Here is a 25889-nt window from a genome sequence, read left to right as displayed (position 1 = left end):
CTAGTCGGGTTATGAGGCTCAAGGATCGGACTGGCGTGGCGATCGCGAACCGACTGTTCTACTTGTCGGCAAGCTGTGCCGACAAAGCGCTAAGGTTCGCGATGCTGCGTGTGCCGGTCAAAATTCGACCTTTTACGCCCCACGATAATTGTCACACGCCTCAACGCCTTCCGCGACCACGTCGAGAAGTGCGTCCACATCGCTCAGAAGGACCGTGATGCGCGGGCTGCTGATACGGTAGCGGATGAAGCGCCCATCGCGGTCGCTGGCGACAAGCCCGCAGTCCAGCAGGCACCTCAGGTGGTTGGAGACGTTGGGTTGCGATAGTTCCGTCCGCTCGACGATCTCGTGAACGGCCAATGGCTCATTGCAAAGTGCACCGAGAATGGCCAGGCGGCTCGGGTCCGCGAAGCCGCGGAACAATTTCGCCCGTCGCTCGATGGTCGCGCTCTTGCGGTCATCGACGATTTGCACCATATCACTCCTCGCTGATATGTTGTTCTTCGATTCATCCTAGCAGGAATAGCGCGACCATGGCCAACACCGAAAGAGCCGGATCGACGGCTGATGCCCCGCCCTTCCGTTACCGGGTTTCCGGTATGGATTGCGCAAAGGATGCCGCGCAGATTGAACGGGCGGCGCAGTCGGCCGGAGTAGCGCCCGACGATGTGAAGGTGTCGGCCGCAACGCACATCATGACACTGAACGCCTCCGAGGCGCGCCTGCCAGATATCGAAAAGGCCGTTGCGGTGACCGGTTACGGCTTCGACCGGATCGAGGGCGATGGAGATATTCCGCCGAATCCGGCTCATCAGGATCCGGCCTACCGACGCGCTCTCTGGATCGTCGTGATCCTGAACGTGGGTTACGGCGTCCTTGAAATGATCGGCGGATTCATCGCCGGATCACAGGCCGTGAAGGCCGATGCGCTCGATTTCATCGGCGATGGCGCGATCACCTTCCTCGGCCTGCTGGCCATTGGCTGGAGCCTCGCCTGGCGGGCTCGGTCGGCCCTGATCCAGGGCATTTTCCTCGGGCTCCTCGGTCTTGGCGTCCTCGGCACGACGATCGTCCGGGTCTTCGAACGGACGACGCCGGATGCAGGTCTCATGGGCCTGCTCGGCATGATCGCCCTTGTCGTCAATGTCGTCTCCGTTCTGCCGCTGCTGCGGTTCCGCAAGGGCGACGCGAACATGCGGGCCGTCTGGCTATTCTCGCGCAACGACGCCATCGGCAATGCGGCGGTCGTCATCGCCGCCGGTCTCGTAGCGTGGCTGGGCAGCGCGTGGCCCGACCTTATCGTCGCCTTCGGTATCGCCGGACTGTTCCTGCACTCCGCTTGGGCGATCATTCGCGATGCGCGGGCCGATCTGAAGGCGGCGGCATGAATAGCCGCGTTCTGGGCGGGCTCTGCGCGATCGCAGCGCTTGGTCTCGATCAGGGCACCAAGGCGCTTGCCCTTAGCACACCGGCGCTTGAGAGCGGGGTCGAGGTTTTACCCTTTCTGAACCTCGTGCGGGTTCTGAACGATGGGGTCAGCTTCGGTATACTCGGCGGGGTCGTACCGTGGTGGGGCCTCATCGCGCTTGCTGGCGTGATCGTTGGATGGCTGTTGATCTGGTTGTGGCGCGCGCCGGACAGGCTGACGGGTGCGGCCCTCGGTCTGATCATCGGAGGCGCGCTCGGAAATGTCCTCGACCGCCTGCGCTATCAGGCCGTCCCGGACTTTCTGGATTTCCATTACGGATCATACCACTGGCCGTCCTTCAATCTCGCGGATGTGGCGATTTTCTGCGGTGCGGCCCTGCTGTTCTGGGACAGCTTCCGCTCGGCGAAGAACAAGCCCGAACGTAACCACCGAGAAGAAAACGTTACGGGGAAATAATCGATGTCCAGCATTCCATCCGCAAAGGGCATCGACAGCACGCTCGCCCTGCTGCGCAACCCATATGGATTCATTCCGGACACATGCCGCGATCTTGAAGGCGACCTGTTCGAGACCCGCATCCTGTTGCAGAAGACGATCTGCATGACCGGTGCCGCAGCAGCCGAGGTCTTCTATTCCGAAGATGGGCTCGTGCGCGCGGGCTCGATGCCGAAGCGTATCCAGAAAACCCTGCTCGGCGAAAAGGGCATCCAGGGGCTCGATGGCGAGGCCCACCGTCATCGCAAGCGGATGTTCATATCACTCATGGCGTCGGAGCGGATCGAAGCTCTCGAAAACAGGACGCGGGATTTGTTGGACCGCTACGCACGGGACTGGCAAGCGGCGGAGAAGGTCGTTCTCTACGACGAAGTGCGCGAAATCCTCACCAGAGCCGCCTGTGCCTGGTCGGGCGTGCCGCTTCCCGAAGCGGAGGTCGAGACGCGGACGGCGCAGATGACGGCGTTATTCCAGGACGCCGGGGCGGTCGGCTGGAAGCACTGGGGCGCGCGTCTGGCGCGGCATCGCGCGGAGCGTTGGGCGGCCGGCATCATCGAGCGGGTGCGCGACGGAAGCCTCCGGCCGGCACAGGAAAGCGCTGCCCATATCGTCGCGACCTGGCGTGATCTGAACGGGGAGCTGCTGACCTCCAAGGTTGCCGCCGTGGAGCTTCTGAACGTGGTACGCCCGATCGTCGCGGTCTCTGCGTTCATCGCCCAGGCGGCGCATGCCCTGCATCGGAATCCCGAGTGGCGGCAAAAGCTGAAGGATGACGAGGGACAGCTCGAACCTTTCGTGCAAGAGGTCCGCCGTCTGTATCCGTTCTTTCCCGCGGTCGCGGCACGGGTGAAGAGCGATTTCGAGTGGCGCGGATATCGCTTTACCAAAGGACACCGGGTTCTGCTCGACCTCTACGGTACGAATACCGACGCTCGCTCGTGGGACGCGCCGCAAGAGTTCCGGCCCGAGCGGTTTCACGATCGGGAGGTCACCCCCTACGACTTCATTCCGCAGGGCGGTGGTGATCACCACAGGAACCACCGTTGTCCGGGCGAGTGGATCGCGATCAGCCAGATGAAGGCGTTTTGCAGTTTCTTGGTGAACGCCATCGACTACGAAGTGCCGGATCAGGATCTGGATCTGGAAACCGGAGAACTGCCGCCCATGCCTAAATCCCGGTTCATCATGCGCAACGTCAGGCGTCGGCAGTAGCTTCGGCGTCGTCCGGATCGACCGACCGCGCATCCTTGGTGGCCTCGAACGCCTCCCACGCAACGTAGGGCACGATCAGAAGCGCCGCGACCGGATCGGCCCACCACCAGCCCATCCATTGCGTCAGACCGATCCCGGCCAACACCACGATTGTCTGATACTGGCAGATCATGGTGTCCTTGGCATCGTACTTCAGGGCGGGCGCATCGAGCCGTTTGCCATAGCGATACTTGCCCCAGGCGAGGAACGGGTTGACCACGAGCGAAGCACCCAGGATCGCGATACCCCACCAGTTGAAGCCCGGCGCCTTCTGCGAGAGGAAGGCGGAGACCGCCTCGTAGAGGATCGCCGCGACAACGATCCAGAAGGCACAGGCAACCACGTAGAGCGCGACCTTCTTGCGGTGCAGGACCGTGCGCTTTTCGGCACCGTCTTTCTCCCCCTTCAAGCGCCAGATCAGTGTCGCGGCCGAGGTGGCCTCGACCGTGCTGTCGAGACCCCAGCTTACCAGTGCCGCGCTGCCGGTCAGAAGTCCCACGGTGACGGATACGACGACCTCGATGATGTTGTAGACGAGGCTGGCGATCTCGACGCGGATGCCGCGCGTCAGATTGGCCTGCCGGTTATCTTGCTGACTACTCATAATACCTCATAAGGCGGAGCCTGCAGCCAAAGTTCGAGGCGAGAATTGATTGCCTTGCCATTAGTGTTGCGCCACGAATCGAAAGCCGATGTTGTTCTTTTTCCAAGCTTCCTTAGTAGAGGCGAGCTTGCCCCTCATACATGAAAACCAAGGGCTTCGGACCTGTCGCGTAGCCGGTGTCGAGCCGCTCCATTCGGAAGCCGCTTGTCTCGATCAAGCCGGCCGTTGGACGGTCAAGGTGACAGTTCCCGGCGCAGTGTTTCCAGACGGGCGTGAGCCAGCGCTGCCAGCGCCGGACACCGGGCTCCGGCGCCAAACCATGCTCGACGAAGCGGAAGATGCCGTCCGGCTTGAGAACGCGCCGGATCTCGGCGAGCGCCTTCTCCGGCTCCGACACGCTGCAGAGCGCCCAGGTGGCGACGACGCAGTCGACGCTGCGATCCTCCAGCGGCAATGCTTCGGCCACGCCCTCGATGATCTCGGCCGCGGGCATCAGGCCATGGGAGGTTTGCGCGGCCCGAGAGAGGAGTTCGGGCGACGGGTCAACACCGATGATCTGACGCACGGCCTCGGGGTAGAGCGCAAGGTTCAGGCCCGAGCCGATCCCGATCTCCAGCACACGTCCATGCAGCCCGGAGACGGCGCGGCGCCGGTAGGGAAGAAGTTGATCCTGGCCCATCGCCAGATGCGTCAGCCGAGGGAGGATATGTTTCTCGTACAGTCGCATCTGTTCACCCGATCCGCGCAAGGACAGGGAAGGTGTCCAGCAGCCAGTAGGCCAGTGCGCTCAACCGCCCGGTCATCATCGCCAGGCCCATCAGGATCATGACGCCGCCCGCAGCCTGATGCAGGCGGCGACCCCAACGACCGATGCCGCGCAGCCTGCCGGCAATACTGTCGGTGAACCCCGCGACGACCAGAAACGGGATCCCAAGGCCGGCCGAGTAGACGGCAAGCAATGCGACGCCCTCGCCAATCGTCGCGCTTGTCGCGCTGGCGGTTAGGATGGCGCCGAGGATCGGCCCGATGCACGGTGTCCAGCCGAAACCGAAGGCGAGTCCGAGCACGTAGGAGGCGACCGGTTGCCCGCCCGGCAGGTCGAGATGAAAACGCAGGTCGCGCTCCATGGCCGACAGGCGCGCTGCCCCGATCATGAACAGACCGAACAGGATCACGATCGCGCCGCCGACGAGGTTGAGTTCGTAGCGCCACTGCAGCAGCGCCTGACCGAGCGCGGTGGCAGAGGCCCCAAGCGCGATAAATATCGTGGAGAAGCCAAGGACGAAACAGAAGCTGAGCCAGACGGCCCGCCCCTTCGAAGGCGCTGCACTGCCGGTGACCGTACGTCCGGCAACGTAGGATACGTAGCCGGGCACGAGCGGCAGCACGCAGGGCGACAGAAAGGAAACGGCACCGGCCAGCAATGCCGCCATTAGTCCAAGAGCGGAAAGTTCAATCAAATCCACATCTCCAAACTGATCGGTAGACCGCCACCACGTGTGCGCACGGAGCGGAACGGCTGGCGCGGTCGTCGTGCTTTTCCATGTCCTATTGCTTACGTTCGTCAATAAGAGCGCTTATCTGCGCAACGGCTTCGGGGCTGTTCCATTCGGCCGGGCCTGCGAGGCGCCCGCGCTCGCGCCCAATGCGGTCGATCAGAATCGTTGTCGGCAGGCCCACCACGGCCCAGGCCAGCATCGCGCGCGTATCCTCCGCGATATAGAGATCGAGGTTGCGAATGCCGGTCTCTCGGTAGAAGCGGCGCACAGGTTCGAGACCGGCCCGATCGATCGACAGCGGCAGAACATGAAAATCCGATCCGCCGAGGCGCGCTTGCAGCGCGTCGAGCGTCGGCATCTCCTCGCGACAAGGCGGGCACCAGGTCGCCCAAATGTTCAGAAGCACGACACGTCCCTCGAAGTCCGCCAGCGTCAGATCCCGTCCATCTCCATCCACGAAAGGCGGCGACAGGAGCTCACGCGGAGTCCCGTGATTAGGGATCGGTGGTCGGGCGGAGGCAGGGCTTGCCGCAAGCGCCAAGACTCCGGCAAGGACGTCACGTCGCCTCACGGGTCGCTCTCCGCCTGCAACCGGCGCACGACCGGCAGAATGTCCTCCTCAAGCGAGGCCTGATCAAAGGGGCCGACATGCTTGTATGCAATGCGCCCCTCGGCATCGATTATGTATGTTTCCGGCACTCCATAGACGCCCCAGTCTATCGCAACGCGGCCTGATCGGTCCGCGCCGATGCGGGTAAAGGGATCGCCGAGCTCGTCGAGGAAACCCAGCGCTTCCTCGGCATCGTCCTTGTAGTTGATACCGTAGATCGGAACGGTGCCCGCTTCGGCCAGGTCGACGAGAAGCGGGTTCTCCGTGCGGCAGGGGACGCACCACGACGCCCAGACATTGACGAGAGAAACCTGGCCTTGCAGGTTCGCCGACGCTAGGCCGTCCTGCCGCCCTTCGATGGGCGGGAGCGCGAACTCCGGGATCGGTTTCCCGATCAGCGTCGAGGGCAACCGGTCGTCGTTGTTCCAGAGGCCCCAATAGAAGGCCGCACCCAGCAGGCCGAACACCGCCAGTGGCAAGAGCGCAAGCAGCCGCCCCCTCCGCCGCCGCTTTTCCTGGTTATCCTTCGAACTCATAGCCTGCCGTCAATACTTGGAAGGAATAAGGTATCAGCGTCTACTGATATGAAGCAAACCGTCGCCGATCACAATGCCGAGCGTTGGGGAGGGCTTTGCCCCGGCTTCGCAGACCCGAGCCATACTTACTGTTTAGATTCATATGAAATCAGCGAGAGGTCGGTATCTGAAGATGTCGTTGAATTAAGTTCTTTGAACGGCCCCTTCGTCCGCGACCAGGCCGTTTGCGCGGGGCGCAGCGAACGGACGCAAAAGCGCTAATCGGGTATAGTCAGTGGCGAATGTTCTGGCTGAACTGGGCACACGATCGCTGGCGATAGTTCGATCTCTGTTCCGTCTCGGCGAGTGCCACCGACGTCGAAGTGTTCAGCTTCCGCCTAGAAAAAACCTTCCAGCTCCAGATACTTGCAAACAATTCACCAAACCCGCGCAGTCATCAGGTCCGGAGAATATCGGCCTTCAGAGACCGCTTCCGGGCCACCTGGCGCCGGGGTCAGTGCTCAGCCCGTCCCGCATAACCCTCGAAAACAACGAGAAAATCCCGCCGCAGCCGGATCAGGAGAACGCTTTCGCGAGGGCAAGTGGCGGAGAGGGTGGGATTCGAACCCACGGAACCCGTGAAGGCTCAACGGTTTTCGAGACCGCCCCGTTCGACCACTCCGGCACCTCTCCGCGTCTGGTGTGGTGAGGCGGGGATTTAGATTGGTGGGGGTTGAAGTGCAAGGGGGTTTGGTCGAAAAAATCCCGTTCCCACAGAAAGGCATCGCCATGTTCCGAACCCTCTGCCTGATCGCGGCGCTGCTGGTCGCCGGCGCGCCCCAGGCGCAGCAGCCCGCGCCGCCGCAGGTTATGTCCGAAGACGCCGGGGACCGGGCCGCGCAGGCCGCGCGGCTGTGGCAGGTGATGGACATGGATGCGCTGATGCCGATCCTGCGTCAGGAGGCGCTGATCGAGGCGCGCGCCATGCAGGACGAGATGTTCCAGAACGGCGGCGCGGGCGGCTGGCTGGACAAGGTGGCGCGGATCCACGATCCGGCCCGGCTTGAGGCGTTGTTCAAGGACGGCATCCGGCGCAACCTGCCCGCGACCCCGGACCCGCGGCTGGAGGCGGCGCTGGATTTCTATCGCACCGGGCTGGGACAAAGGCTGATCGGGCTTGAGACCAGCGCGCGACAGGCGATGCTGGATCCCGAGACCGAGGCGCAGGCGCGCGAACGCTTTTCCGCGGCGGCCAGCCGCGCCGATCCGCGCGTGCGCGACATCGCGCGGCTGATCGAGACGGCCGATCTGCTTGGCCCCAACGTGGCCGGCGGCATGAACGCCGCGATCGCCTTTTCGCGCGGCTTTGCCGATGCCGGCGGGTTCGACATGAACATGAGCGAGGAGCAGATGCTGGCCGATGCCTGGGCGCAGGAACCCGCCATCCGGGCCGAGACTCTGGGCTGGCTGGAGGCGTATCTGATGCTGGCCTATTCGCCGCTGAACGACGCCGAATTGCAGATCTACATCGCCTTTGCCGGCTCGGACGAGGGCAGGGCGCTGTCGGCGCTGCTGTTTGCGGGCTTCGATGCGCTGTTTCTGAAAACCTCGCGCGATCTGGGGGTCGCCGCCGCCGCGCAGATGCAGGGGCGCGCGCTGTGACCGGCACGGTCCGGCTGCTCGGTCCGCTGGCCGATCCCCGGATGCGGACCGCACTTGGGCTTGCGCCGGGGACTGCGACCGAGCCGGTGGCGGGCAGGCTGATCGGCGGCATGCGTGCCGGGATCGAGGCCGGGACCTGGCCGGTGCTGGCAGAGGGCGCGGGCGAGGTCGCGGCGATCCGTGTCGCGACGACGCCGGCGTTCCGGCGCTATGCGGCGGTGATGGGGCTTAAGGCGGTTGATGCTGACGATGGCGGCCCGCCGCTGATGGGGCTTCAGGCGCAGTCAGATGAAAGCGGAACGTGGTCGGCCACCGACTGGCCCGGCGATCTGGCCGCCGCCATCGCGCACGAGGTTCTGGCCGCGCCCGATCGGCTGGATGCGGAACAGGTCGCGGCGCGGTTGCCGATGATCGGCGTGTGGGCGCACAGCCGGCTGCGCGCGGCCGCCAGCCCGCCTTCGGGCGGCGAACTGGTGGCGCGACGCGGTGCGGACGATGTCCGGCTGCACGGCCGGCAGGAACCCTATTCCGGCTATTTCGCCGTCGATGTCTGGAAGATGTCGCATCGCACCCATGCGGGCGGCTTTACCCCGACCGTCCGGCGCGAGGGATTCGTGATGGGCGATGCCGTGGTCGTGCTGCCATGGGACCCGGTGCGCGACCGTCTGCTGGTGATCGAACAGTTCCGCGTCGGTCCCGCCTTCCGCCGCGATCCCCGGCCCTGGCTGCTGGAGGCGATCGCCGGACGCATCGATGCGGGCGAGGGGATCGAGGATGCGGCGCGGCGCGAGGCGCAGGAAGAGGCGGGGCTGAAACTGGGCCGCCTGTTTCCCGCGATCCATCACTATCCCACCCCCGGCGCGGTGACCGAATATCTTTACCTTTATGTGGGCATCGCCGATCTGCCCGACGGCAGCGCGGGCGTTCACGGCCTTGAGACCGAGACCGAGGATATTCGGGGTCATCTGGTCGGGCGCGCGGATCTGGTGCGGATGGTGCTGGACGGGCAGATCACCAACGGGCCGCTGGCGATGCTGGTCCTGTGGCTGGAACACCGGCGCGAGGGGCTGTTGCGGGAACTGGCAGGATCGTGACGTGTGCGGTGCGGCGCGGCGGGGTTGCCCATTGCGACCCCGCATGTGTAGGTATTCCGAACGCCTCACGCACCTCAAGAAAGGTCGATCGTTATGCGAAACTGTTCTGATCTGTCCGATGCGATCGGCAACACGCCGCTGATACGGCTGAACCGGGCCAGCGACGACACCGGGTGCGAGATTCTGGGCAAGGCCGAATTTATGAATCCCGGCCAGTCGGTCAAGGATCGGGCCGCGCTGTATATCATCCGCGACGCCGTGGCGCGCGGCGAGTTGCGCCCCGGCGGCACCATCGTCGAGGGGACGGCGGGCAATACCGGCATCGGCCTGGCGCTGGTCGGGGCGTCGATGGGGTTCCGGTCGGTCATCGTCATCCCCGAAACGCAGAGCCAGGAAAAGAAGGACATGCTGCGGCTGGCCGGTGCGACCCTGGTCGAGGTGCCGGCGGCGCCCTACAAGAACCCCAACAACTATGTCCGCTATTCCGGGCGGCTGGCCGAGGCGCTGGCCGCGTCCGAACCGAACGGCGCGATCTGGGCCAACCAGTTTGACAACACCGCCAACCGGCAGGCGCATCTGGAAACCACCGGCCCCGAGATCTGGGACCAGACCAAGGGCAAGGTGGACGGCTTCGTCTGCGCCGTGGGGTCCGGCGGCACGCTGGCCGGGGTCGCGATGGCCCTGCAGCCGCGCGGCGTCAGGATCGGGCTGGCCGACCCCGAGGGGGCGGCGCTGTATTCGTTCTACACCACCGGCGAATTCGAGAGCCCCGGCAGTTCGATCACCGAAGGGATCGGGCAGGGCCGCATCACCGCCAATCTGGAAGGGTTCACCCCCGACATGGCGTGGCGCATCCCTGACGACGAGGCGCTGCCGATCATCTTCGATCTGCTGGAACACGAGGGGCTTTGCCTTGGCGGATCGTCAGGCATCAACGTCGCCGGCGCGATCCGCATGGCGCGCGAGATGGGGCCGGGCCACACCATCGTCACCATCCTGTGCGATTACGGCAACCGCTATCAGACGAAACTGTTCAATCCCGATTTCCTGCGCGCCAAGGGACTGCCCGTTCCCGGCTGGATGACGCGCGAAACCCCCGATCTGCCCGAAGTCTTCGAGGACTGAGAGGACCCTATCGCATGATACGCGCATTTCTGACCGTCCTGCTGACGGTGCTTCTGCTTGTCGCCGCGCCTCTGGCCGCGCAAGAGGGGGGCGGGCTGGATTATCAGGCATGGGAAAAGGTCGCGACGCAGGCCGAAGAGGTCACCGACAACGACGACGACCCCGCCACGGACGAACAGCTGGCCATCACCCGCGCCGCCCTTGTCGACTGGCGCAGCAGGTTTCAGCAGGCGCAGAACACCAATTCCGGCCGGATCGCGACCGTCAAGGAACAGCTTGAGGCAATCGGCCCGGCCCCCGCCGAGGGCGAGACCGAAGACCCCGACGTGGCTGCGCGGCGGGCCGAATTGCAGCAGCAGCTGACCACGCTTCAGGCGCCGCGCCTGAAGGCGGTCGAGGCGTTCAGCCGCGCCGACGGGCTGATCAAGCAGATCGACGAGATCACCACCGACAGGCAGGCGGTCGAACTTGCCCGCGCCTCTCCCTCGCCCCTGGCGCCGACGAGCTGGGTCGCGGCCGCGAATGCCGCGCTGGAACTGGCCGAAGGCGTGGGGGCCGAGGTCGCGCAGCTTGCCGACGGATCGGTCTGGGCGCAGGTGAGATCGCGCATCCTGCCGATCCTGGCCTATCTGGTCGCCGCCGTCGTGCTGCTGACCTATGGCCGGTCATGGGTGCAGTCGCTGCCCTCGCGGCTGTCGGCGCGTGCGTCCCAGCATTCGCGCGCCGTCGTGGTGTTCATCACCTCGCTTGGGCAGATCGTGCTGCCGATGATCGGGATCTATCTGGGCATCCGGGCCGCGAAGGAAACCGGACTGGCCGGCGAATGGACGCTGCCTTTCCTCAACGCGCTGCCTGCGGCGGGGGTGATCCTGTTCGGCGGCGGCTGGCTGGCGCGCCAGCTGTTTCCGGTGCGGTCGATCAATTACGACACGCTGGACATGGAAGAGCGGCCGCGCGGCAAGGCGCGCCGTCTGGTCATCACCCTTTCGGTCATCTTTGCCGTCCATCACATTCTGGCGCGCGGCGTCCTGCCGCTGTCGGGCCTGTATGAGCGGGTCGGAGATCAGGTTGCGCGCGTCCCGTTGGACATCGAAGAAGGCGCAGTCTCGGTCTGGCATTTCATCCTGCTGCTGCTGGCCGGGATCGCGCTGTTCCGGCTGGGCAAGGCGCTGCGCACGCTGAACCATCGCGGCCAGGGCGCAAACCTGACCTATCGTCACAAGACGCTGGCCGTGGCCGGGATGCTGACGCGTGTCGTCGTCGTCTTCGCGGTGCTGATGGGCGCGGTCGGCATGATCAACTTTGCCAACATGCTGATGTGGCCCTGGGCGCTGACGCTGGCGCTGATCGGCCTTCTGATCCTGTTGCAGGATTTCATCGCCGATCTGTTCGACATGGTCATGCGCGGCCAAGAGGGGGCGCGCGACGGGCTGGCGCCGCTGCTGATCGGGTTTGCGCTGGTCATCCTGTCGATCCCGCTGTTCATGGTGATCTGGGGCGCGCGCCGCACCGATCTGGCCGAATACTGGACCTCGTTCTCGCGCGGGTTCAGCATCAGCGGCATCACCATCTCGCCCGGCGGCGTGCTGACATTCCTGATCGTCTTCGCGGTGGGCTATATGGCGACGCGGGCGGTGCAGGGCGCGCTGCGCACATCGGTCCTGCCCAAGACCAAGCTGGATCCCGGCGGGCAGAACGCCGTCGTGTCGGGGCTGGGCTATGTCGGGATCTTTCTGGCCGGGCTGCTGGCGATCACCTCGGCCGGGATCGATCTGTCCTCGCTGGCCTTCATCGCCGGTGCCCTGGGCGTCGGCATCGGTTTCGGCATGCAGAACATCGTGTCGAACTTCGTCTCGGGCATCATCCTGCTGATCGAACGGCCGATCAGCGTCGGCGACTGGATCAGCGCGGGCGGACAGCAGGGCATCGTCAAGCGCATCTCGGTGCGCTCCACCCAGGTCGAGACCTTCGACAAGACCGAGGTGATCGTTCCCAACAGCGACCTGATCACGCAGCCGGTGACCAACTGGACGCGGCACAACCAGACCGGCCGGATCATCATCCCGGTGGGCATCGCCTATGGCAGCGACACGCGCCGGGTCGAACGCATCCTGCAAGAGATCATCGAGGATCAGCCCATCGTCACCATCGACCCGCCGCCCGCGGTCCTGTTCCGCGGCTTTGGCGCCGACAGCCTGGATTTCGAGATTCGGGCGGTCCTGTCCGATGTCGGCGCCGGTCTGGGCGTCACGTCCGAGGTCTGCCACCAGATCGCCGAACGCTTCGCGAAAGAGGGGATCGAAATTCCCTTCGCGCAGCGCGATATCTGGCTGCGCAACCCCGAAACGCTGCGCGGCAACGGGGCAGCCGACAGCGACACGGCGCGCGAACCTGCTGCGATTCAGCAGCAGCCGGCCCAGACGCCGGACAAGGACCCAAGGATTGCCTTCGACGATGCCGACGGCGCAGCGGCCGGGCCCGACAGCGGCGGCGGCGACCGCTGATTGCCGCGCCCGTCCCGCCGATGGCCGCGACGCGGCATCTTGGCCACGGGCGGCGGCGATGCTATATCGCGGTCGTTCTCAGGGCGGGGCGAAATTCCCCACCGGCGGTGAAAGCCCGCGAGCGCCTTTTCGTGAAGGGACAGCAGAGCCGGTGAAATTCCGGTGCCGACGGTATAGTCCGGATGGAAGAGAACCTTGGGCCGCCCGCGTTTTCCGGGCCGGTCAAGGCTCGTGCTCTGGGACCTGACGCTGGTTAACGAAGGGTTCCGAAGAAGATGACCGACACGACACCCCACCCCCGAATCGCATTCATCAAGGCGCGCTGGCACGCGGACATCGTGGACCGCGCCCATGCCGGTTTCGTGGACGAGGCCGCCCGGCTGCTGCCGAGTGCCGAGATCGACGCGTTCGACGTGCCCGGCGCGTTCGAGATGCCGCTTGTCGCCCGGAAACTGGCGAAGACCGGACGATACGACGCCATCGTCGCGGCCGCCTTCGTGGTCGATGGCGGCATCTATCGCCACGATTTCGTGGCCGCCGCGGTGGTCAACGGATTGATGACCGTCGGGCTGGAGACCGGCGTGCCGTGTTTCTCGGTCTCGCTGACGCCGCACAACTATCAGGAGGTCGAGCCCATGACCGATTTCTATCGCCGGCATTTCGTGAAAAAGGGCGCCGAGGCGGCCGAGGCGGTGCGTCAGATCCTGGCGCTGGACGCCGAGCTTGCGCAGCAGGATCGCGCGGCAGTCGCCTGACCCTCGCCGCGCGCCCCTGCCGCGCCCGCGCCGTGACCGATCGACACCGGCCCGGCCACGCCGGATAACGGGCCGACCCCACGCAGGAGCCAGCCATGTCCCCCTTCGCCTTCGCCACCGCGACCGAAATCCTGTTCGGCCGGGGGCAAGCCAGTGCCGCCCCCGACCGTGTGGCGGCACTGGGTCAATCGGTGCTGCTGGTTCACGGCGCGTCCCCGGCCCGCAGCGCGGATCTGCGCGCGCAGCTTGAGGCGCGAGGATGCCGGGTGTCGGGCTTTGCGGTTGCGGATGAGCCCGACATGGCGCTGATCGAGGCCGGCGTCGGCGCGGCCCGCGAGGCGGGCGCGGGCGTTGTCGTCGCGATGGGCGGCGGATCGGTGATCGACGCCGGCAAGGCGATTGCGGCCCTGGTGCCCGCCTTGCGTCCGATGCTGGATCATCTGGAGGTGGTCGGGCAGGGCCTGCCGCTGGATCGCGCGCCGCTGCCCTTCGTCGCCATGCCTACCACCGCCGGCACCGGGGCCGAGGTGACGCGCAACGCCGTCATCGGCGTGCCCGCGCACCGGCGCAAGGTCAGCCTGCGCGATGCGCGGATGCTGCCCCGGCTGGCCATCGTGGACCCGGCGCTGACCGATGTCTGTCCGCGCCGGATCACGCTGGCCTCGGGTCTGGACGCGATCACCCAGGTCATCGAACCCTATGTCAGCACCCGTGCCAACCCGATGACCGACGCGCTGTGCCGCGATGCGATCCCGCGCGGGCTGGCCGCAATCCGCCGCCTGATGCGGGCCGAGGACCCAGGGGCGCGCGACGAGATGGCGTGGGTCAGCCTGTGCGGCGGGATGGCGCTGGCCAATGCGGGGCTGGGGGGGGTGCATGGGCTGGCCGGGCCGCTTGGCGGCCTGACCGGCGCGCCGCATGGCGCGATCTGCGGCGCGCTGCTGCCGCATGTGCTGATGGCGAACAGGCGCGAGGCAGTCGATCCGACACGTCTGGATCAGGTCGGAAGATGGATCGGCACGGCTTTCGGGGCCGAGGATGCGACGCTGGACCGCGCCGCCGGAATGCTGGCCGATTGGTCGCGCGAAGCCGGTCTGCCCAGGCTGAGCGAGATGGGGATCGGCGCCGAGGCGCAGGGTCTGGCGGCGGATGCGGCGGCCTCATCCTCGTCGATGAAGGCCAATCCCGCGCCGCTGTCGCCCGATACGCTGCGCGCGGTGATGCGGGCTGCCGGATAAGCGGCACCTGCCGGGCAGAGCGTCAGACCAGCCCCATCTCGGCCAGCGCCGCCGCCACGCGGGGCGGCAGCGGTTCTTCCTCGCCGCGGCTGGCAGGCAGGTCGGCGGGCGCGTCCTTGCCCTCGAGATAGCGCCAGCCCTGAAACGGCCGACGCGGCACGGCGCCGACGCGCACCAGATCGCGATCCAGCATCAGCGCGCAGCGGCGGATGCCATCCTCGCCGATGCGTTCGTCAAGGCGCAGGATCCTCTGGCGCGCCAGCATCACGCCCTTGAACACCCAGTAGATCGAGCCGCCATCCAGCAACTCGGCCTCGCGCCGGGGCCACATGCGGGTGACATGGCAGGCCGGCGCATCGCCGAAACGCTGCTTCTGCCAACGCGCCAGATCGTCGGGCCCTTCGGCGCCGACGCACAGCTTCACGAGATTGAGCGATGCGGCCATGTCCGCAAGATAGGCATCGCGGCACCCGGTCGCAAGCGCGGCAGAGGGGCGCTGCCCCTCTTGGCCTGCGGCCAATTCACCCCGAGGTATTTGGAAAGAGCGCGAGGATCGTCGCCGCAGTCGGCGCCACGAAAAAAGCCGCGACGATGCGCCGCGGCTTTCCGGTGTGTCTGCGTGGGGCGGAGTTACAGCTCGTCCAGCGCCTCGACGGCCTTTTCCAGCTCTTCCTTGCTGACCTGCTTTTCCTCGACCTTCGCCTGTTCCGCGATGTGATCGACGACCTTGTCCTCGAAGATCGGGGCGCGCAGCTGTTGCTGGGCGGCCTGGTTCTGCTGGACGAATTCGAAGAAGGCGCGTTCCTGGCCGGGATACTGCCGCGCGGCCTGCAACACGGCCTGCGTCATTTCCTGATCGTTCACCTGCACCTCGGCCTTCTGGCCGATCTCGGCCAGCAGCAGCCCCAGACGCACGCGACGTTCAGCCAGCTTTCTGTGCTCTTCGGTCGGTTCGATCTGGCCGTGGTCGTGGCCCTGTTCCTCGGGATGTTCTTCGTGCCACAGCTGATGGGCGATTTGGCTGGCTTCGGCATCGACCAGCGACTCGGGCAGGTCGAACTTGACCTGTTCGTCCAGCTGGTCCAGCAGCGCGCGTTTCATCACCGCGCGGGCGGCGCCGGCATATTCCTGTTCCAGCCGGTCCGCGATCTGCTTTTTCAGCCCGTCCAGGTCTTCGGCGCCGAATTTCTTGGCCAGCTCGTCGTCGATCTCGGCCGGTTTCGGGGCCTTGACGGCCTTGACCGTGCATTCGAACACCGCATCCTTGCCGGCCAGATGCTTGGCCCCGTATTCCTCGGGGAACTTGACCTCGACCTTGATCTCGTCATCGGCCTTGGCGCCGACAAGCTGTTCCTCGAAGCCCGGGATGAAGCTGTTCGACCCCAGAACCAGCGGGTAATCCTCGGCCGAGCCGCCCTCGAACGGCTCGTCATCGACGAAACCCTTGAAGTCGATGATCACCTGATCGCCATCCTTGGCCTTGCTGCCCTTGCGGCGGTCCTCGAAGTTCTGGGCCGATTTCGCAAGGTTCTCCAGCGCCTCGTCGATGGCCGCGTCGTCGGCCGGAACGCTCAGCCGTTCCAGTTTCAACTGGGTCAGATCGACCTCGGGGATGGGGGGCAGGGATTCGTACGAGACATTGACGACGACATCGTCGCCTTCCTTCCAACCCTCGCCATTTTCCATCTCGACCTTGGGCTGAGCGGCGGGACGGTCGCCGGAATCCTCAAGATGCTTGCGCAGGGCGCTGTCGATGGCCTCTTGCATGGCGTCGCCCATGATGCGCTGGCCGAACTGCTTTTTCAGCATCGCCATCGGGACCTTGCCCTTGCGAAAGCCCTTCATCTCGACCTCGGGCTGCGCCTCTTTCAGCTTGGCGTCGACCGTCTCGGCCAGTTCGGCGGCGGGCAGGGTGAACTGATAGCCCCGCTTCAGACCTTCGTTCCGGGTTTCCTTGACCTGCATCATCGTCCTCATAGCAAGAAGGGTCGCCGTGCCAGCGGCGGCCTGAAAATTTCCGCCGTTCTAGTCGCCGGAACGTGGCACTGCAAGCAGATAGCTGGCGGGCCGGGAACCGCAGGGCGGACGCGGCGTTGCGGAAGATGGACCGGCTTGCACCGGAATGGAGGATGACGATGTTTTTTTCTTCGCTGCGCGCGGTCTGCGCCGTAACCGCCACGACCTCGATCCTGGCCGCCAGCGCGGCGCTGGCGCAATCGGACACGCCGGATGCGCAGTCGGCGCCGCAAGGTGCATGCGTGAACGAGGCCGGAGAGGTCGTTCCCCCCGCGCAGACCGCGCAGGCGCAGGACGGGGCCGAGCCGGGTGCGGGCGCCGCAGAGGGGCAGGGGGACGGCCAGGGGGACGGGCAGGACGGCACCGACTCGGGCGATTCCGGCAGCACCGGATGGACAGGGGGCACCGGCGGGTCGCGGATCGGCACGGATTCGCAGGACGCCACGGCGGAATCGAAGACGTGGCACGCGCCGACCGCACGCGGGCTGGACCTGAAGCAGATGCCGGATCGCACCGACGAGCCTGACCGTCAGCCCGGCCCGGCCGAGCATAATCTGGCGGACCTGCCCGATTGCTGACCTGCCCGATTGCTGACCTGCCCGATTGCTGACCCGACCGTCCGCCGGGCCTATTCTGGCGGAAGGGAATGGGAGTCGAACCCACCCGGGACAGTCTCGCTGCCCCAACCGGTTTTGAAGACCGGCCGCCCCACCGGGGACGATTCCCTTCCGGATGCATCGAACAGATCGCTGCGATGAGGATTGATGCGCCGCAAATCGCCGCGACGCAAGGTCAGGCCGAGGCGGTCGAAGAAGTCGAGGATCTGGATCGCGACCTTGCGGCCGTTGTCCAGCCGGTCGCGAAAGGCCGGGGCGGCGAACCAGCCATCTTCGGATCGGGCGGCGACATCCTGCGCGATCTGCGCCATTTCGGCCGTGACGGGCCGGGCAAAGAAATGATCGCGCGCGATCTGGTCGGTCCGCCCCAGCTTTTGCGTCAGCTTCAGGACGCGCCGGATCTCTCGTTCATCGACGCCGAACTCCGCTGCGAAGTCGCGGACGCGGGGCGGGCGAAAGCGTTTTTCGCCGCTCAGCGCCGGCGCGACCCGCTGCCACAGCGCCTCATCTTCCTGGCTTAACCGGACCTCGTGGCCGGGCAGGCGGACGAAGGCGCCGTCCATCACGACCCGTCCCGCCCCGGCCTCGTCCTGCAAGAATGCGAGGAACGCGGGCTTGGGCAGGCGCAGGGACAGCGACAGGCGCAGCTTTTCGCGCGCCAGCCCCGGCAGGTCCGGGTTCTGGTCATGGAAATCCGTCAGGTTGCGGTGCAGATCTGCGCGCAAAGTGTCGATCTGGGTGGCCGAGACGGCAAGATCGCCGATCCGCTGTGCGCGACTGACCGACAGCGCCTGCGCAAGCGCGGCGGGCGACAGGCCCCGGTCGCGGGCGAAAATGCCGGGATCGACCGGCGCGATGGCCAGCATGGCCGACAGCGCCGCGGCCGGATCGTCGTGCTGCGCCGCCGCGATCAGGGCCAGCCGGTCCGGGCTGCGGCGTTTGCGCGCCGGGGCGCGCAGGTCCAGAAACCGGCCTCCGCCGATGGTGCGGCTGGCCGAGACGTCGCGCAGGATGAACCGGTCCTGCACGGACGCGGCGATGGGCCGGTCAAGCACGATCTGCACCGGTCCGCTGGAACCGGGCGCGACAGGATCGGACAGCGGCACGATGCGCGCACCGATTTCGGCCGCGTGGCTGTGCAGGCGGGCGGGGAACCAGGTTCCGACCGCTTTCGCCTCGGACGGCAGGACGGTCAGCATCGCGTCGATCCGGTCGCTCGGGGCGTGGATCTCGGGCGACAGCACGACATCGCCGCGCCGGATGGCGTCCTTTCCCATCGCCTCGCCGGCAAGGTTCAGCGCGCAACGCTGGCCGGCGATGCCGGTTTCGGCGGGACGGTTCTGGGTGTGGATGCCGCGCACGCGCGCCGGCAGGCCAGATGGGCTGACGATCACCTGATCGCCCACCGCCACGCGGCCGTTGATGACCGTTCCCGTCACCACCGTTCCGGTCCCCGCCAGCGTAAAGCTGCGATCCACCGCAAGGCGGAACGGCCCGTCGGCGCGGCGCGCGACCAGCCGCGCCTCGGCCGCGATCAGCGCCGTGCGCAGCGCATCGATCCCCGCGCCGGTCTGCGACGACACCGGCAGGACCCGCGCGTCAGACAGCGCGGTGCCGGCCAGGGTCGTGCGAATTTCCTGCGCAGCCGCCTGTTGGCGTGCGGGATCGACCAGATCGCACTTGGTCAGCGCGACGATCCCCTGCGCGATCCCCAGCAAGGACAGGATCGCCACGTGTTCGCGCGTCTGCGGCATGACGCCGTCATCGGCGGCCACGACCAGCAGCGCAAGGTCGATGCCGCCCGCGCCCGCCAGCATGGTGTGGATCAGCCGTTCATGCCCCGGCACATCGACAAAGCCGGTGATGGTGCCGCTGCCCAGATCGGCATAGGCAAAGCCCAGATCGATGGTGATGCCGCGGGCCTTTTCCTCGGCCAACCGGTCGGCATCGGTGCCGGTCAGCGCACGGACCAGCGCGGTCTTGCCGTGGTCGATATGCCCCGCCGTCCCGACGATCATAGCGCCGCCAGCGCGTCCAGCAGATCGCGATCCTCGTCAAGGCAGCGCAGATCGAGGATCAGCGAGCCGTCGCGGATATGGCCGATGACCGGGCGGGGCAGGGCGCGCAGCCGGGCCGACAGTCGGTCGGGCGCATCGCCCCCCTGACCGGTCAGCCGCAGCCCGGCCGACGGGATCGTGTCGACGGGCAACGCGCCCGACCCGATCTGGCTGGCGCAGTCGCAGGACGCCGTGTGAAACCCGATCGGGGCCAGCAGCGCGTCGATCTGCGGTGCCAGCCGGGCCGCCTGCGCGGCGATGCTGTCCCTGGGGCGCGACAGGTGGCGCAGCGTCGGCAGCCGCTCGGCCAGCCGGTCGGGGTCGCGATAAAGGCTCAGCGTCGCCTGCAACGCGGCGATGCGGATCTTGTCCAGCCGCAGGGCGCGTTTCAGCGGATTGCGGTCGATCTGCGCGATCAGGTCGCGCCGGCCGACGATGAAGCCCGCCTGCGGCCCGCCCAGCAACTTATCGCCCGAGAAGGTGACAAGATCGGCGCCCTCGGCCACGGCCTCGGCCACGGTCGGCTCGCGCCGCAGCCCGAAGATCGACAGATCGACCAGCGATCCGGCACCCAGATCGTTCAGCAGCGGCACCCCGGCCGCGGCGGCGATCCGGGCCAGGCGCGGTGCGGCCACCTGGGCCGTGAACCCCTCGATCCGATAGTTCGAGGTGTGGACTTTCAGGATGACCCCGGTCTCGGCACCGATGGCCTCCTCGTAATCGCCCGGATGGGTTCGGTTGGTGGTGCCGATCTCGATCAGCCGGGTGCCGGCGCGGGCCATGATGTCGGGCATGCGGAACGCGCCGCCGATCTCGATCAGCTCGCCCCGCGACACGATTGCCTCGCGGCCCTGCGCCAGCGTGTTCAGCGCGATCAGCACGGCGGCGGCGTTGTTGTTGACGATGGTGGCGTCCTCGGCCCCGGTCAGTTCGCGCAGCAAGCCACGCAGATGATCGTCGCGCTGCCCGCGCCCGCCGCCGTCCAGATCGAATTCCAGCGCCATCGGCGCGGCCATCGCGGACGCGGCGGCCTGGATCGCCTGCGGCGCAAGGATCGCCCGGCCCAGATTGGTGTGCAGCACGGTTCCCGTCAGGTTCAGCACCGGCCGCAGCCCGGTCCGCGTTGCCGCCGCCAGTTCGGATGCGACATGCGCGGGCAGCCGCGCGGCCTGATCGTCGCCCGAGGCACCCTGCCGGATCGCCGCGCGCGCGGCGTCCAGCCCGGCGCGCGCCGCATCCGTGACCATGGCGCGGCCATGTTCGGCGATCAGGGCCTGTCCGGCGTCGGATTGCAGAAACTGATCGACCGAGGGCAGGGCACGAAACCCGGCCATCAATACCCGGCCAGATAGGGATTCACCCCGCCTCGGCTGAACCCGGTATCCTTCATCAGCAGATCCAGCCCCAGACTGCCCACATCGTCGGCAATCGGATCGAGGCTGTGGTTGCGGGCCAGATACATGATCTTGATCCAGCTGTCGCATTCCGAACACAGCTCGGCCTTGACCGCTGCCTCGTCCGTCTCGACCGAGCGATAGCTGATGCCCTTGGTCGATCCGCAGGACAGGCACTTGATCCGCACCTCGTTCCACCTTGTGGCGCAGCAGGCGCAGGTCGCATAGCGCACATTCTCGATCCCCTGCGCGGCCATCACGGTCGAGGTCGCGGGCCGTCCGCCGCAGGCCGGGCAGATCCCGGCGCGGATCGGCACCAGCGCGTCGGCGTCCAGCGTCGCGGCCAGCCGTGCCATGTGGATCTGCACCGCGGCGGCGGCGAACAGGTGCGGCGCGGCGCTGTCTTCGGGGATGCGGTCGGACAGGATGTTTTCCAGCAGCCAGTGCCGGTCCGCCAGATCCGAGGCCAGCACCGCTTGCAAGGCCAGCTTGGCGGGCTGCGGCATGTCCAGCGACTGGGCCTGATCGCACAGCGCGGTCAGGGTCCGGTGCAGCATTTCGTCGGTGGCCAGCGCATCGCGGTCGATGGGCGGCATGCGATGCGCGCGCGCCTGCGCGATCCGATCCGTCGGGATCGGATCGGGGTCGGGCAATTCGTCCACCAGCCGCGCCTGCAACGTGGTCAGTTCGGCCAGAAACGCCAGATACGGCCCAAGCCGCGCGTCATGTTCGGCCAGAAACGCGAAACGCCGCGCGCGGCTGGCGAACAGGCGGTCGGGGTCGGGCAGGAAGGCCAGCGGCGGCGTGGGAACGCCGCCGATGAGGGAAGGATCGGGCTGAATGGATGCGGGCATGATTTCTCCGGGCCGCACGGGCCACCGGGTCTGGGGGTTCGTCGCCTATTCTGCCGGGCCGCTGCCCGAACGTCCAGCGACTTCACGCAGCCATTTGCGGTGATGGCGCCAGGCCCATCCGCCGGTCACGTCGCCGCGCGTCATGGCGCGCAGCGTGCCGCGCACCCAGAACGCGGCAAAGACGTGCAGGATGAACACCAGGATGATGGCAACCGCCGCAATCGAGTGGATCAGCGTGGCGACGCGCCGCGTGGGAATCGACACGATGCCGCCGAAATACTGTTCCCACATCATGATGCCCGACACGATCAGCACCACGATCAGCACAGACATCGCCCAGAAGATGAACTTCTGCCCGGCATTGTACTTGCCCAATTCGGGCAGCTTTTCCTCGTTTCCCGTCACCACGCCGTCGATATTGGCAAGCCATGTCGTGTCTTCGGGCTTGGGCAGGTTCAGCCGCCACATCTGCAGGAACAGCAGCAGGAAGCTGAAGAACAGCACCACCCCCACGATCGGGTGCAGCCAGCGGGCGATCTGCCCGCCGCCGAACAAGCCGGTCAGGAAATAAAGCGACGGCGAAAAGAACGCCAGACCCGACAGCGCCAGGACGATCAGCGAAAACGCCGTCACCCAGTGGTTCAGCCGGGTGATGCCGCGATAGCGGCTGACGCGCACCGGATCGGTGCTTTCGATATGATCGGCCGGGTCGGAATAGAAAGGTCTGCGCATCACCCTTCCTCCCGATCCTGCACCAGGCGTTCGGCGGCCTCTTCCTCTTCGGGGTCGACCTTGTTGCGCGTGAACAGCCCCATCAGCACGGCCCCGGCCGCCGCAACCCCCATGGCCGCCATGCCGGCGGTCTTGGTAACGCCTTTCCAGCCCTCGACAATGGGCGAGATGCGCGGGTTTTCGGGCAGATCGCTGTAGATGCCGGGCTTGTCGGCGTGATGCAGCACATAGAACACATGGGTGCCGCCCACCCCTTCGGGATCGTAGATGCCGGCATTGTCATAGCCGCGCGATTTCAGATCCTCGACCCGTTCGTTGGCATGGGCCAGCATGTCGTCCTTGGTGCCGAAGACGATGGCCTTGGTCGGGCAGGCCTTGGCGCAGGCCGGACCCTGACCCACCGCCACGCGGTCGGAACACAGCGTGCATTTATAGCTTTTGTGATCGACCTTGCTGATGCGCGGAATGTCGAACGGGCAGCCGGTCACGCAATAGCCGCAGCCGATGCAGTTCTCGTGGATGAAATCCACGATGCCGTTGGAATACTGCACGATGGCGCCGGGGGCCGGGCAGGCCTTCAGGCAGCCCGGGTCCTCGCAATGCATGCAGCCATCCTTGCGGATCAGCCATTCCAGCTCGTTCGTGGCCGGGTTTTCCCATTCGCTGAACCGCATCAGCGTGAACATGTCCGGCGTCAGGTCGTGCGGGTTTTCGTAGACGCCGGTATTCTCGCCGATGGCCGGGTTGGTGTCGTTCCATTCGACGCAGGCGGACTGGCACGCCTTGCAGCCGATGCATTTGCTGACATCGATCAGCTTGGCCACGCGGGTCAGCTGACGATCCGGCTGCGGCAGATCCGGCGTCGCCGAGGCACGGACGACGTCGGACGGCAGCAGGTTCGATTCCAGCGGCTGCACCGGCGGGTTCGAGGCGGATGTGGTCGGTTGAGGTGCAACGCTCATGCCACCGGCTCCTCTGCTGCAGGTTCGATATTGACCAGGAACGCCTTGAATTCGGGCGTTTCCACGTTGGCGTCACCGACAAAGGGCGTCAGCGTGTTCGGCCCCCAGCCCTTCTTGGCCGCGCCCTTGAAGCCCCAGTGCAGCGGGATGCCGACGACATGCACGGTCTTGCCGTCGCATTGCATCGGCTTGATCCGCTTGGTCACCACGGCCTTGGCCCAGACCTCGCCGCGCTTGCCCCAGACGCGCACGCGCCCGCCCCTGGTGATGCCGCGCTCGGCCGCCAATTCCTCGCTGATTTCCACGAAGAACTCGGGCTGCAACGAGGCGTTCACCTTGTTGTGCTTGGTCCAGTAGTGGAAATGCTCGGTCAGGCGATACGAGGTGGCGACAAGGGGAAACTCTTCGCTGGTGGCGAATTGTTCGGCGTCGTCCACGAACACCCGGCTGACCGGGTTGCCGCGCATCTTCGGGTTCAGCACGTTGGCAATGGGCGCCTCGAACGGCTCCATATGGGTGGGGAACGGCCCGTCGCGCATCATGCCGCGGGTGAACAGGCGGGACGTGCCCTCCTGGTTCATGATGAACGGCATGACCTCGCCCGGCTTGGACGTGACGCCGATATCGGGCACGTCATAGCCTTCCCATTTCTCGCCGGTCCATTCGATCAGCTTGCGGTCGGGGTCCCACGGACGGCCCTGCAGGTCGGCCGAGGCGCGGTTATACAGGATCCGCCGGTTCAGCGGCCAGGCAAAGGACCAGTTCAGGAACATGCCGACATCGTCGGGATCGGAATTGTCCCGCCGCGCCATGTTGTTGCCGTCCTCGTTCCAGCAGCCCGAGAAGATCCAGCAGGCGCACATGGTCGAGCCGTCGTCCTGCAACTGGGTGAAGTTCTTCACCTGCTTGCCGGCGGCCACCAGGGTCGCGCCCTCATTGGCCGGGTCCGCCACGTCGCGCAGCGCGCGGCCGTTCATTTCGCGGGCCAGTTCCGCCGATGACGGGTCAAGCGGGTCCTGATAGTCCCATGTCAGGTTCAGGATCGGGTCGGGAAAGACGCCGCCTTCCTCCTGATACAGCTTGCGCACCTTCTGGAACAGGTTGGCCATGATCCAGGTGTCGTGCTTGGCCTCGCCCGGCGGGGTCGGCCCCGGCCAGTGCCATTGCAGCCAGCGGCCCGAATTGACCAGCGCGCCTTCATCCTCGGCAAAGCAGGTCGAGGGCAGTTCCAGCACCTCGGTCTGGATCGCAGCGGGGTCCACGTCGTTATACGCGCCGTGGTTTTCCCAGAAATGCGCCGTTTCCGTCTCAAGCGGGTCCATGACGACCAGCAGCTTCAGCTTGGACAAAGCCTCGGTCAGCTTGGCCCGGTTCGGGAACGCCATCAGCGGGTTGAAGCCCTGACAGAAATACAGGTTCACCTGACCCTGCTTCATCAGCTCGAACATGCGCAGGATGTCATAGGTCGGCACATCCAGCTTGGGCAGATAGTGATAGGCCCAGTCGTTCTCCTCGGTCGCGGCATCGCCCCACATGGCCTTCATGAAGCTGACCATGAACTTGGAATAGTTCTGCCAATAGCTGGTCTGCCCCGGTCGCAGCGGCTTGAACTCGCGCGAGGACATATAGGTCTGCCAGTCCGGTTCCTTTTCCGTCGGAATGCTGAGATAGCCGGGGATCAGGTTCGACATCAGGCCCAGATCGGTCAGGCCCTGGATGTTGGAGTGACCCCGCAGCGCGTTCATCCCGCCGCCGCGCATCCCGATATTGCCCAGGATCAGCTGCAGCATCGCCATGCCGCGGATGTTCTGGGCGCCCTTGGAATGCTGCGTCCAGCCAAGCGCATACATCGACGTCATGACCTTGTCGGGCGCGCTGCATTCGCCGATCATCTCGCAGATCTGCAGGAACCTGTCCTTGGGCGTGCCGCAGACATTCTCGACGAATTCGGGCGTATAGACGTCCACATGCGTCTTCAGCAGGTTCCACACGCAGCGCGGGTCCTGCAACGTCATGTCGACGCGGGCAAAGCCATCCTCGCCGATCTGGTAATCCCAGTCGGCCTTGTCATAGTCGCGCTTTTCCTCGTCATAGCCGGTGAACAGGCCGTCCGACCAGCCGAAGCCCTCTTTCACCAGCAAGGCGGCGTTGGTGAAGTTGGTCACGTATTCCCACTGCACCTTGTCGTTGGCGATGCACCAGCGGATCACCCCCATGAGGAAGGCGATATCGCTGCCCGGGCGGATCGGGGCATAGTAATCCGACACGCTGGCGGTGCGGGTATAGCGCGGATCGACCACGATCAGCTTGGCGCCACGCGACGCCTTGGCTTCGGTCACCCATTTGAAGCCGCAGGGATGGGCTTCGGCGGCGTTGCCGCCCATCACGATCACCAGATCGGTGCTTTTGATGTCGGTCCAGGCGTTGCTCATCGCGCCACGGCCAAAAGTTGGAGCCAAACTGGCTACCGTAGGGC

The 25889-nt window shown here is 66.0% G+C and carries 23 protein-coding genes, 2 tRNA genes, 1 pseudogene and 1 riboswitch; of the genes and pseudogenes, 10 read left to right on the top strand and 16 right to left on the bottom strand.

Annotation, left to right across the window (positions count from 1 at the left end):
* Positions 1-132: 132 nt before the first annotated feature.
* The gene (locus tag JHW45_RS10950) at positions 133-477 is read right to left on the bottom strand and encodes an ArsR/SmtB family transcription factor (RefSeq protein WP_123194468.1); all 345 of its coding nucleotides are present in this window, start codon (positions 475-477) and stop codon (positions 133-135) included.
* A 56-nt stretch (positions 478-533) separates the two neighbouring features.
* On the opposite strand from JHW45_RS10950, the gene JHW45_RS10945 reads away from it, so the two are divergent.
* From JHW45_RS10945 to JHW45_RS10935, 3 genes are read left to right on the top strand one after another with little or no spacing between them, the layout of a single operon-like run.
* A complete protein-coding gene (locus tag JHW45_RS10945) occupies positions 534-1388 on the top strand; it encodes a cation efflux transmembrane domain-containing protein (protein ID WP_123194467.1) in 855 nt (284 codons plus the stop codon).
* Positions 1385-1885, top strand: a complete 501-nt coding sequence (gene lspA / locus JHW45_RS10940) for a signal peptidase II (protein ID WP_123194466.1) — start codon at positions 1385-1387, stop codon at positions 1883-1885. The genes JHW45_RS10945 and lspA overlap by 4 nt, the downstream gene beginning before the upstream one ends.
* Before the next feature lie 3 nt (positions 1886-1888).
* Positions 1889-3136, top strand: a complete 1248-nt coding sequence (locus tag JHW45_RS10935; protein WP_163464874.1) for a cytochrome P450 — start codon at positions 1889-1891, stop codon at positions 3134-3136.
* On the opposite strand, the gene JHW45_RS10930 is transcribed toward JHW45_RS10935, so the two are convergent.
* From JHW45_RS10930 to JHW45_RS10905, 6 genes are all read right to left on the bottom strand, one after another.
* Entirely contained in the window at positions 3120-3779 is a 660-nt protein-coding gene (locus tag JHW45_RS10930; protein ID WP_197717488.1) for a cation diffusion facilitator family transporter, read from the bottom strand. The genes JHW45_RS10935 and JHW45_RS10930 overlap by 17 nt on opposite strands.
* A 112-nt stretch (positions 3780-3891) precedes the next feature.
* The gene (locus tag JHW45_RS10925) at positions 3892-4506 is read right to left on the bottom strand and encodes a class I SAM-dependent methyltransferase (RefSeq protein ID WP_123194464.1); all 615 of its coding nucleotides are present in this window, start codon (positions 4504-4506) and stop codon (positions 3892-3894) included.
* Positions 4507-4510: 4 nt separating this feature from the next.
* A complete protein-coding gene (locus JHW45_RS10920; protein WP_203561098.1) occupies positions 4511-5212 on the bottom strand; it encodes a cytochrome c biogenesis CcdA family protein in 702 nt (233 codons plus the stop codon).
* A gap of 115 nt (positions 5213-5327) precedes the next feature.
* A complete protein-coding gene (locus JHW45_RS10915) occupies positions 5328-5684 on the bottom strand; it encodes a TlpA disulfide reductase family protein (RefSeq protein WP_336385784.1) in 357 nt (118 codons plus the stop codon).
* A 161-nt stretch (positions 5685-5845) separates the two neighbouring features.
* Positions 5846-6424: a DsbE family thiol:disulfide interchange protein gene (locus JHW45_RS10910; protein WP_123194461.1), complete on the bottom strand. Its 579-nt coding sequence runs from the start codon at positions 6422-6424 to the stop codon at positions 5846-5848.
* Between the two features lie 582 nt (positions 6425-7006).
* A tRNA-Ser gene (locus JHW45_RS10905) sits at positions 7007-7096 on the bottom strand.
* Between the two features lie 96 nt (positions 7097-7192).
* Here JHW45_RS10905 and JHW45_RS10900 point away from each other — a divergent pair.
* From JHW45_RS10900 to JHW45_RS10875, 6 genes are all read left to right on the top strand, one after another.
* Entirely contained in the window at positions 7193-8065 is an 873-nt protein-coding gene (locus JHW45_RS10900) for a DUF2059 domain-containing protein (RefSeq protein ID WP_272857723.1), read from the top strand.
* On the top strand, positions 8062-9159 hold the full coding sequence (locus tag JHW45_RS10895) for an NUDIX domain-containing protein (protein ID WP_272857722.1): 1098 nt from the start codon (positions 8062-8064) through the stop codon (positions 9157-9159). Before JHW45_RS10900 ends, JHW45_RS10895 begins: the two co-directional genes overlap by 4 nt.
* A gap of 93 nt (positions 9160-9252) precedes the next feature.
* Complete coding sequence (locus JHW45_RS10890; RefSeq protein ID WP_272857721.1) at positions 9253-10284, top strand: cysteine synthase A; 1032 nt, start codon at positions 9253-9255, stop codon at positions 10282-10284.
* A 14-nt stretch (positions 10285-10298) separates the two neighbouring features.
* Positions 10299-12788, top strand: a complete 2490-nt coding sequence (locus JHW45_RS10885) for a DUF3772 domain-containing protein (RefSeq protein WP_272857720.1) — start codon at positions 10299-10301, stop codon at positions 12786-12788.
* A gap of 70 nt (positions 12789-12858) precedes the next feature.
* Positions 12859-12986, top strand: a riboswitch (FMN riboswitch).
* Positions 12987-13063: 77 nt separating this feature from the next.
* Positions 13064-13543 (top strand): 6,7-dimethyl-8-ribityllumazine synthase, encoded by a 480-nt coding sequence (locus JHW45_RS10880; RefSeq protein ID WP_272857719.1) that lies wholly within the window; start codon positions 13064-13066, stop codon positions 13541-13543.
* A gap of 95 nt (positions 13544-13638) precedes the next feature.
* Positions 13639-14781, top strand: a complete 1143-nt coding sequence (locus JHW45_RS10875; protein ID WP_272857718.1) for an iron-containing alcohol dehydrogenase — start codon at positions 13639-13641, stop codon at positions 14779-14781.
* A 22-nt stretch (positions 14782-14803) separates the two neighbouring features.
* Here the strand turns inward: JHW45_RS10875 and JHW45_RS10870 are convergent, their stop codons facing one another.
* Together JHW45_RS10870 and tig are read right to left on the bottom strand one after the other, a co-directional pair.
* Complete coding sequence (locus JHW45_RS10870) at positions 14804-15226, bottom strand: DUF1489 family protein (RefSeq protein ID WP_272857717.1); 423 nt, start codon at positions 15224-15226, stop codon at positions 14804-14806.
* A gap of 185 nt (positions 15227-15411) precedes the next feature.
* Positions 15412-16746, bottom strand: a complete 1335-nt coding sequence (gene tig / locus JHW45_RS10865) for a trigger factor (protein WP_272857716.1) — start codon at positions 16744-16746, stop codon at positions 15412-15414.
* Between the two features lie 164 nt (positions 16747-16910).
* Here tig and JHW45_RS10860 point away from each other — a divergent pair, with 164 nt between their 5' ends.
* A complete protein-coding gene (locus JHW45_RS10860; RefSeq protein WP_272857715.1) occupies positions 16911-17375 on the top strand; it encodes a hypothetical protein in 465 nt (154 codons plus the stop codon).
* Positions 17376-17431: 56 nt separating this feature from the next.
* Here JHW45_RS10860 and JHW45_RS10855 read toward each other — a convergent pair.
* The 7 genes and pseudogenes from JHW45_RS10855 to fdnG form a co-directional block, all read right to left on the bottom strand.
* Positions 17432-17527 (bottom strand) — tRNA-Sec (locus tag JHW45_RS10855).
* A gap of 96 nt (positions 17528-17623) precedes the next feature.
* Positions 17624-19432: pseudogene (gene selB, locus JHW45_RS10850) on the bottom strand (selenocysteine-specific translation elongation factor); the annotation flags it as partial.
* A complete protein-coding gene (selA, locus tag JHW45_RS10845; RefSeq protein ID WP_272857714.1) occupies positions 19429-20805 on the bottom strand; it encodes an L-seryl-tRNA(Sec) selenium transferase in 1377 nt (458 codons plus the stop codon). The pseudogene selB and the gene selA, both read right to left, overlap by 4 nt.
* Positions 20805-21719: a formate dehydrogenase accessory protein FdhE gene (fdhE, locus tag JHW45_RS10840; RefSeq protein ID WP_272857713.1), complete on the bottom strand. Its 915-nt coding sequence runs from the start codon at positions 21717-21719 to the stop codon at positions 20805-20807. Before fdhE ends, selA begins: the two co-directional genes overlap by 1 nt.
* Positions 21720-21764: 45 nt before the next feature.
* Positions 21765-22451, bottom strand: a complete 687-nt coding sequence (locus JHW45_RS10835; protein ID WP_272857712.1) for a formate dehydrogenase subunit gamma — start codon at positions 22449-22451, stop codon at positions 21765-21767.
* Positions 22451-23413: a formate dehydrogenase subunit beta gene (gene fdxH / locus JHW45_RS10830; protein ID WP_272857711.1), complete on the bottom strand. Its 963-nt coding sequence runs from the start codon at positions 23411-23413 to the stop codon at positions 22451-22453. The genes JHW45_RS10835 and fdxH overlap by 1 nt, the downstream gene beginning before the upstream one ends.
* Positions 23410-25845, bottom strand: coding sequence for a formate dehydrogenase-N subunit alpha (gene fdnG / locus JHW45_RS10825; RefSeq protein ID WP_473087549.1), 2436 nt, complete (start codon positions 25843-25845; stop codon positions 23410-23412). Before fdnG ends, fdxH begins: the two co-directional genes overlap by 4 nt.
* Positions 25846-25889 lie beyond the last annotated feature (44 nt).

The sequence above is a fragment of the Paracoccus stylophorae genome (genome assembly GCF_028553765.1).
GTDB lineage: Bacteria > Pseudomonadota > Alphaproteobacteria > Rhodobacterales > Rhodobacteraceae > Paracoccus > Paracoccus stylophorae.
The sequence above is the reverse complement of the archived record's forward strand: the minus strand, read 5'-3'. Positions and strand labels throughout refer to the sequence as shown.

Excerpts from the sequence above, each read along its gene's own strand:
- JHW45_RS10935 (WP_163464874.1), top strand. The coding sequence starts at position 1,889 with ATGTCCAGCATTCCATCCGCAAAGGGCATCGACAGCACGCTCGCCCTG.
- JHW45_RS10910 (WP_123194461.1), bottom strand. The coding sequence starts at position 6,424 with ATGAGTTCGAAGGATAACCAGGAAAAGCGGCGGCGGAGGGGGCGGCTG.
- JHW45_RS10930 (WP_197717488.1), bottom strand. The coding sequence starts at position 3,779 with ATGAGTAGTCAGCAAGATAACCGGCAGGCCAATCTGACGCGCGGCATC.
- JHW45_RS10885 (WP_272857720.1), top strand. The coding sequence starts at position 10,299 with ATGATACGCGCATTTCTGACCGTCCTGCTGACGGTGCTTCTGCTTGTC.
- tig (WP_272857716.1), bottom strand. The coding sequence starts at position 16,746 with ATGCAGGTCAAGGAAACCCGGAACGAAGGTCTGAAGCGGGGCTATCAG.
- JHW45_RS10900 (WP_272857723.1), top strand. The coding sequence starts at position 7,193 with ATGTTCCGAACCCTCTGCCTGATCGCGGCGCTGCTGGTCGCCGGCGCG.
- selA (WP_272857714.1), bottom strand. The coding sequence starts at position 20,805 with ATGGCCGGGTTTCGTGCCCTGCCCTCGGTCGATCAGTTTCTGCAATCC.
- fdnG (WP_473087549.1), bottom strand. The coding sequence starts at position 25,845 with ATGAGCAACGCCTGGACCGACATCAAAAGCACCGATCTGGTGATCGTG.
- JHW45_RS10870 (WP_272857717.1), bottom strand. The coding sequence starts at position 15,226 with ATGGCCGCATCGCTCAATCTCGTGAAGCTGTGCGTCGGCGCCGAAGGG.
- fdxH (WP_272857711.1), bottom strand. The coding sequence starts at position 23,413 with ATGAGCGTTGCACCTCAACCGACCACATCCGCCTCGAACCCGCCGGTG.
- JHW45_RS10920 (WP_203561098.1), bottom strand. The coding sequence starts at position 5,212 with ATGGCGGCATTGCTGGCCGGTGCCGTTTCCTTTCTGTCGCCCTGCGTG.
- JHW45_RS10880 (WP_272857719.1), top strand. The coding sequence starts at position 13,064 with ATGACCGACACGACACCCCACCCCCGAATCGCATTCATCAAGGCGCGC.
- JHW45_RS10860 (WP_272857715.1), top strand. The coding sequence starts at position 16,911 with ATGACGATGTTTTTTTCTTCGCTGCGCGCGGTCTGCGCCGTAACCGCC.
- fdhE (WP_272857713.1), bottom strand. The coding sequence starts at position 21,719 with ATGCCCGCATCCATTCAGCCCGATCCTTCCCTCATCGGCGGCGTTCCC.
- JHW45_RS10835 (WP_272857712.1), bottom strand. The coding sequence starts at position 22,451 with ATGCGCAGACCTTTCTATTCCGACCCGGCCGATCATATCGAAAGCACC.
- JHW45_RS10875 (WP_272857718.1), top strand. The coding sequence starts at position 13,639 with ATGTCCCCCTTCGCCTTCGCCACCGCGACCGAAATCCTGTTCGGCCGG.
- JHW45_RS10890 (WP_272857721.1), top strand. The coding sequence starts at position 9,253 with ATGCGAAACTGTTCTGATCTGTCCGATGCGATCGGCAACACGCCGCTG.
- JHW45_RS10950 (WP_123194468.1), bottom strand. The coding sequence starts at position 477 with ATGGTGCAAATCGTCGATGACCGCAAGAGCGCGACCATCGAGCGACGG.
- JHW45_RS10945 (WP_123194467.1), top strand. The coding sequence starts at position 534 with ATGGCCAACACCGAAAGAGCCGGATCGACGGCTGATGCCCCGCCCTTC.
- lspA (WP_123194466.1), top strand. The coding sequence starts at position 1,385 with ATGAATAGCCGCGTTCTGGGCGGGCTCTGCGCGATCGCAGCGCTTGGT.
- JHW45_RS10925 (WP_123194464.1), bottom strand. The coding sequence starts at position 4,506 with ATGCGACTGTACGAGAAACATATCCTCCCTCGGCTGACGCATCTGGCG.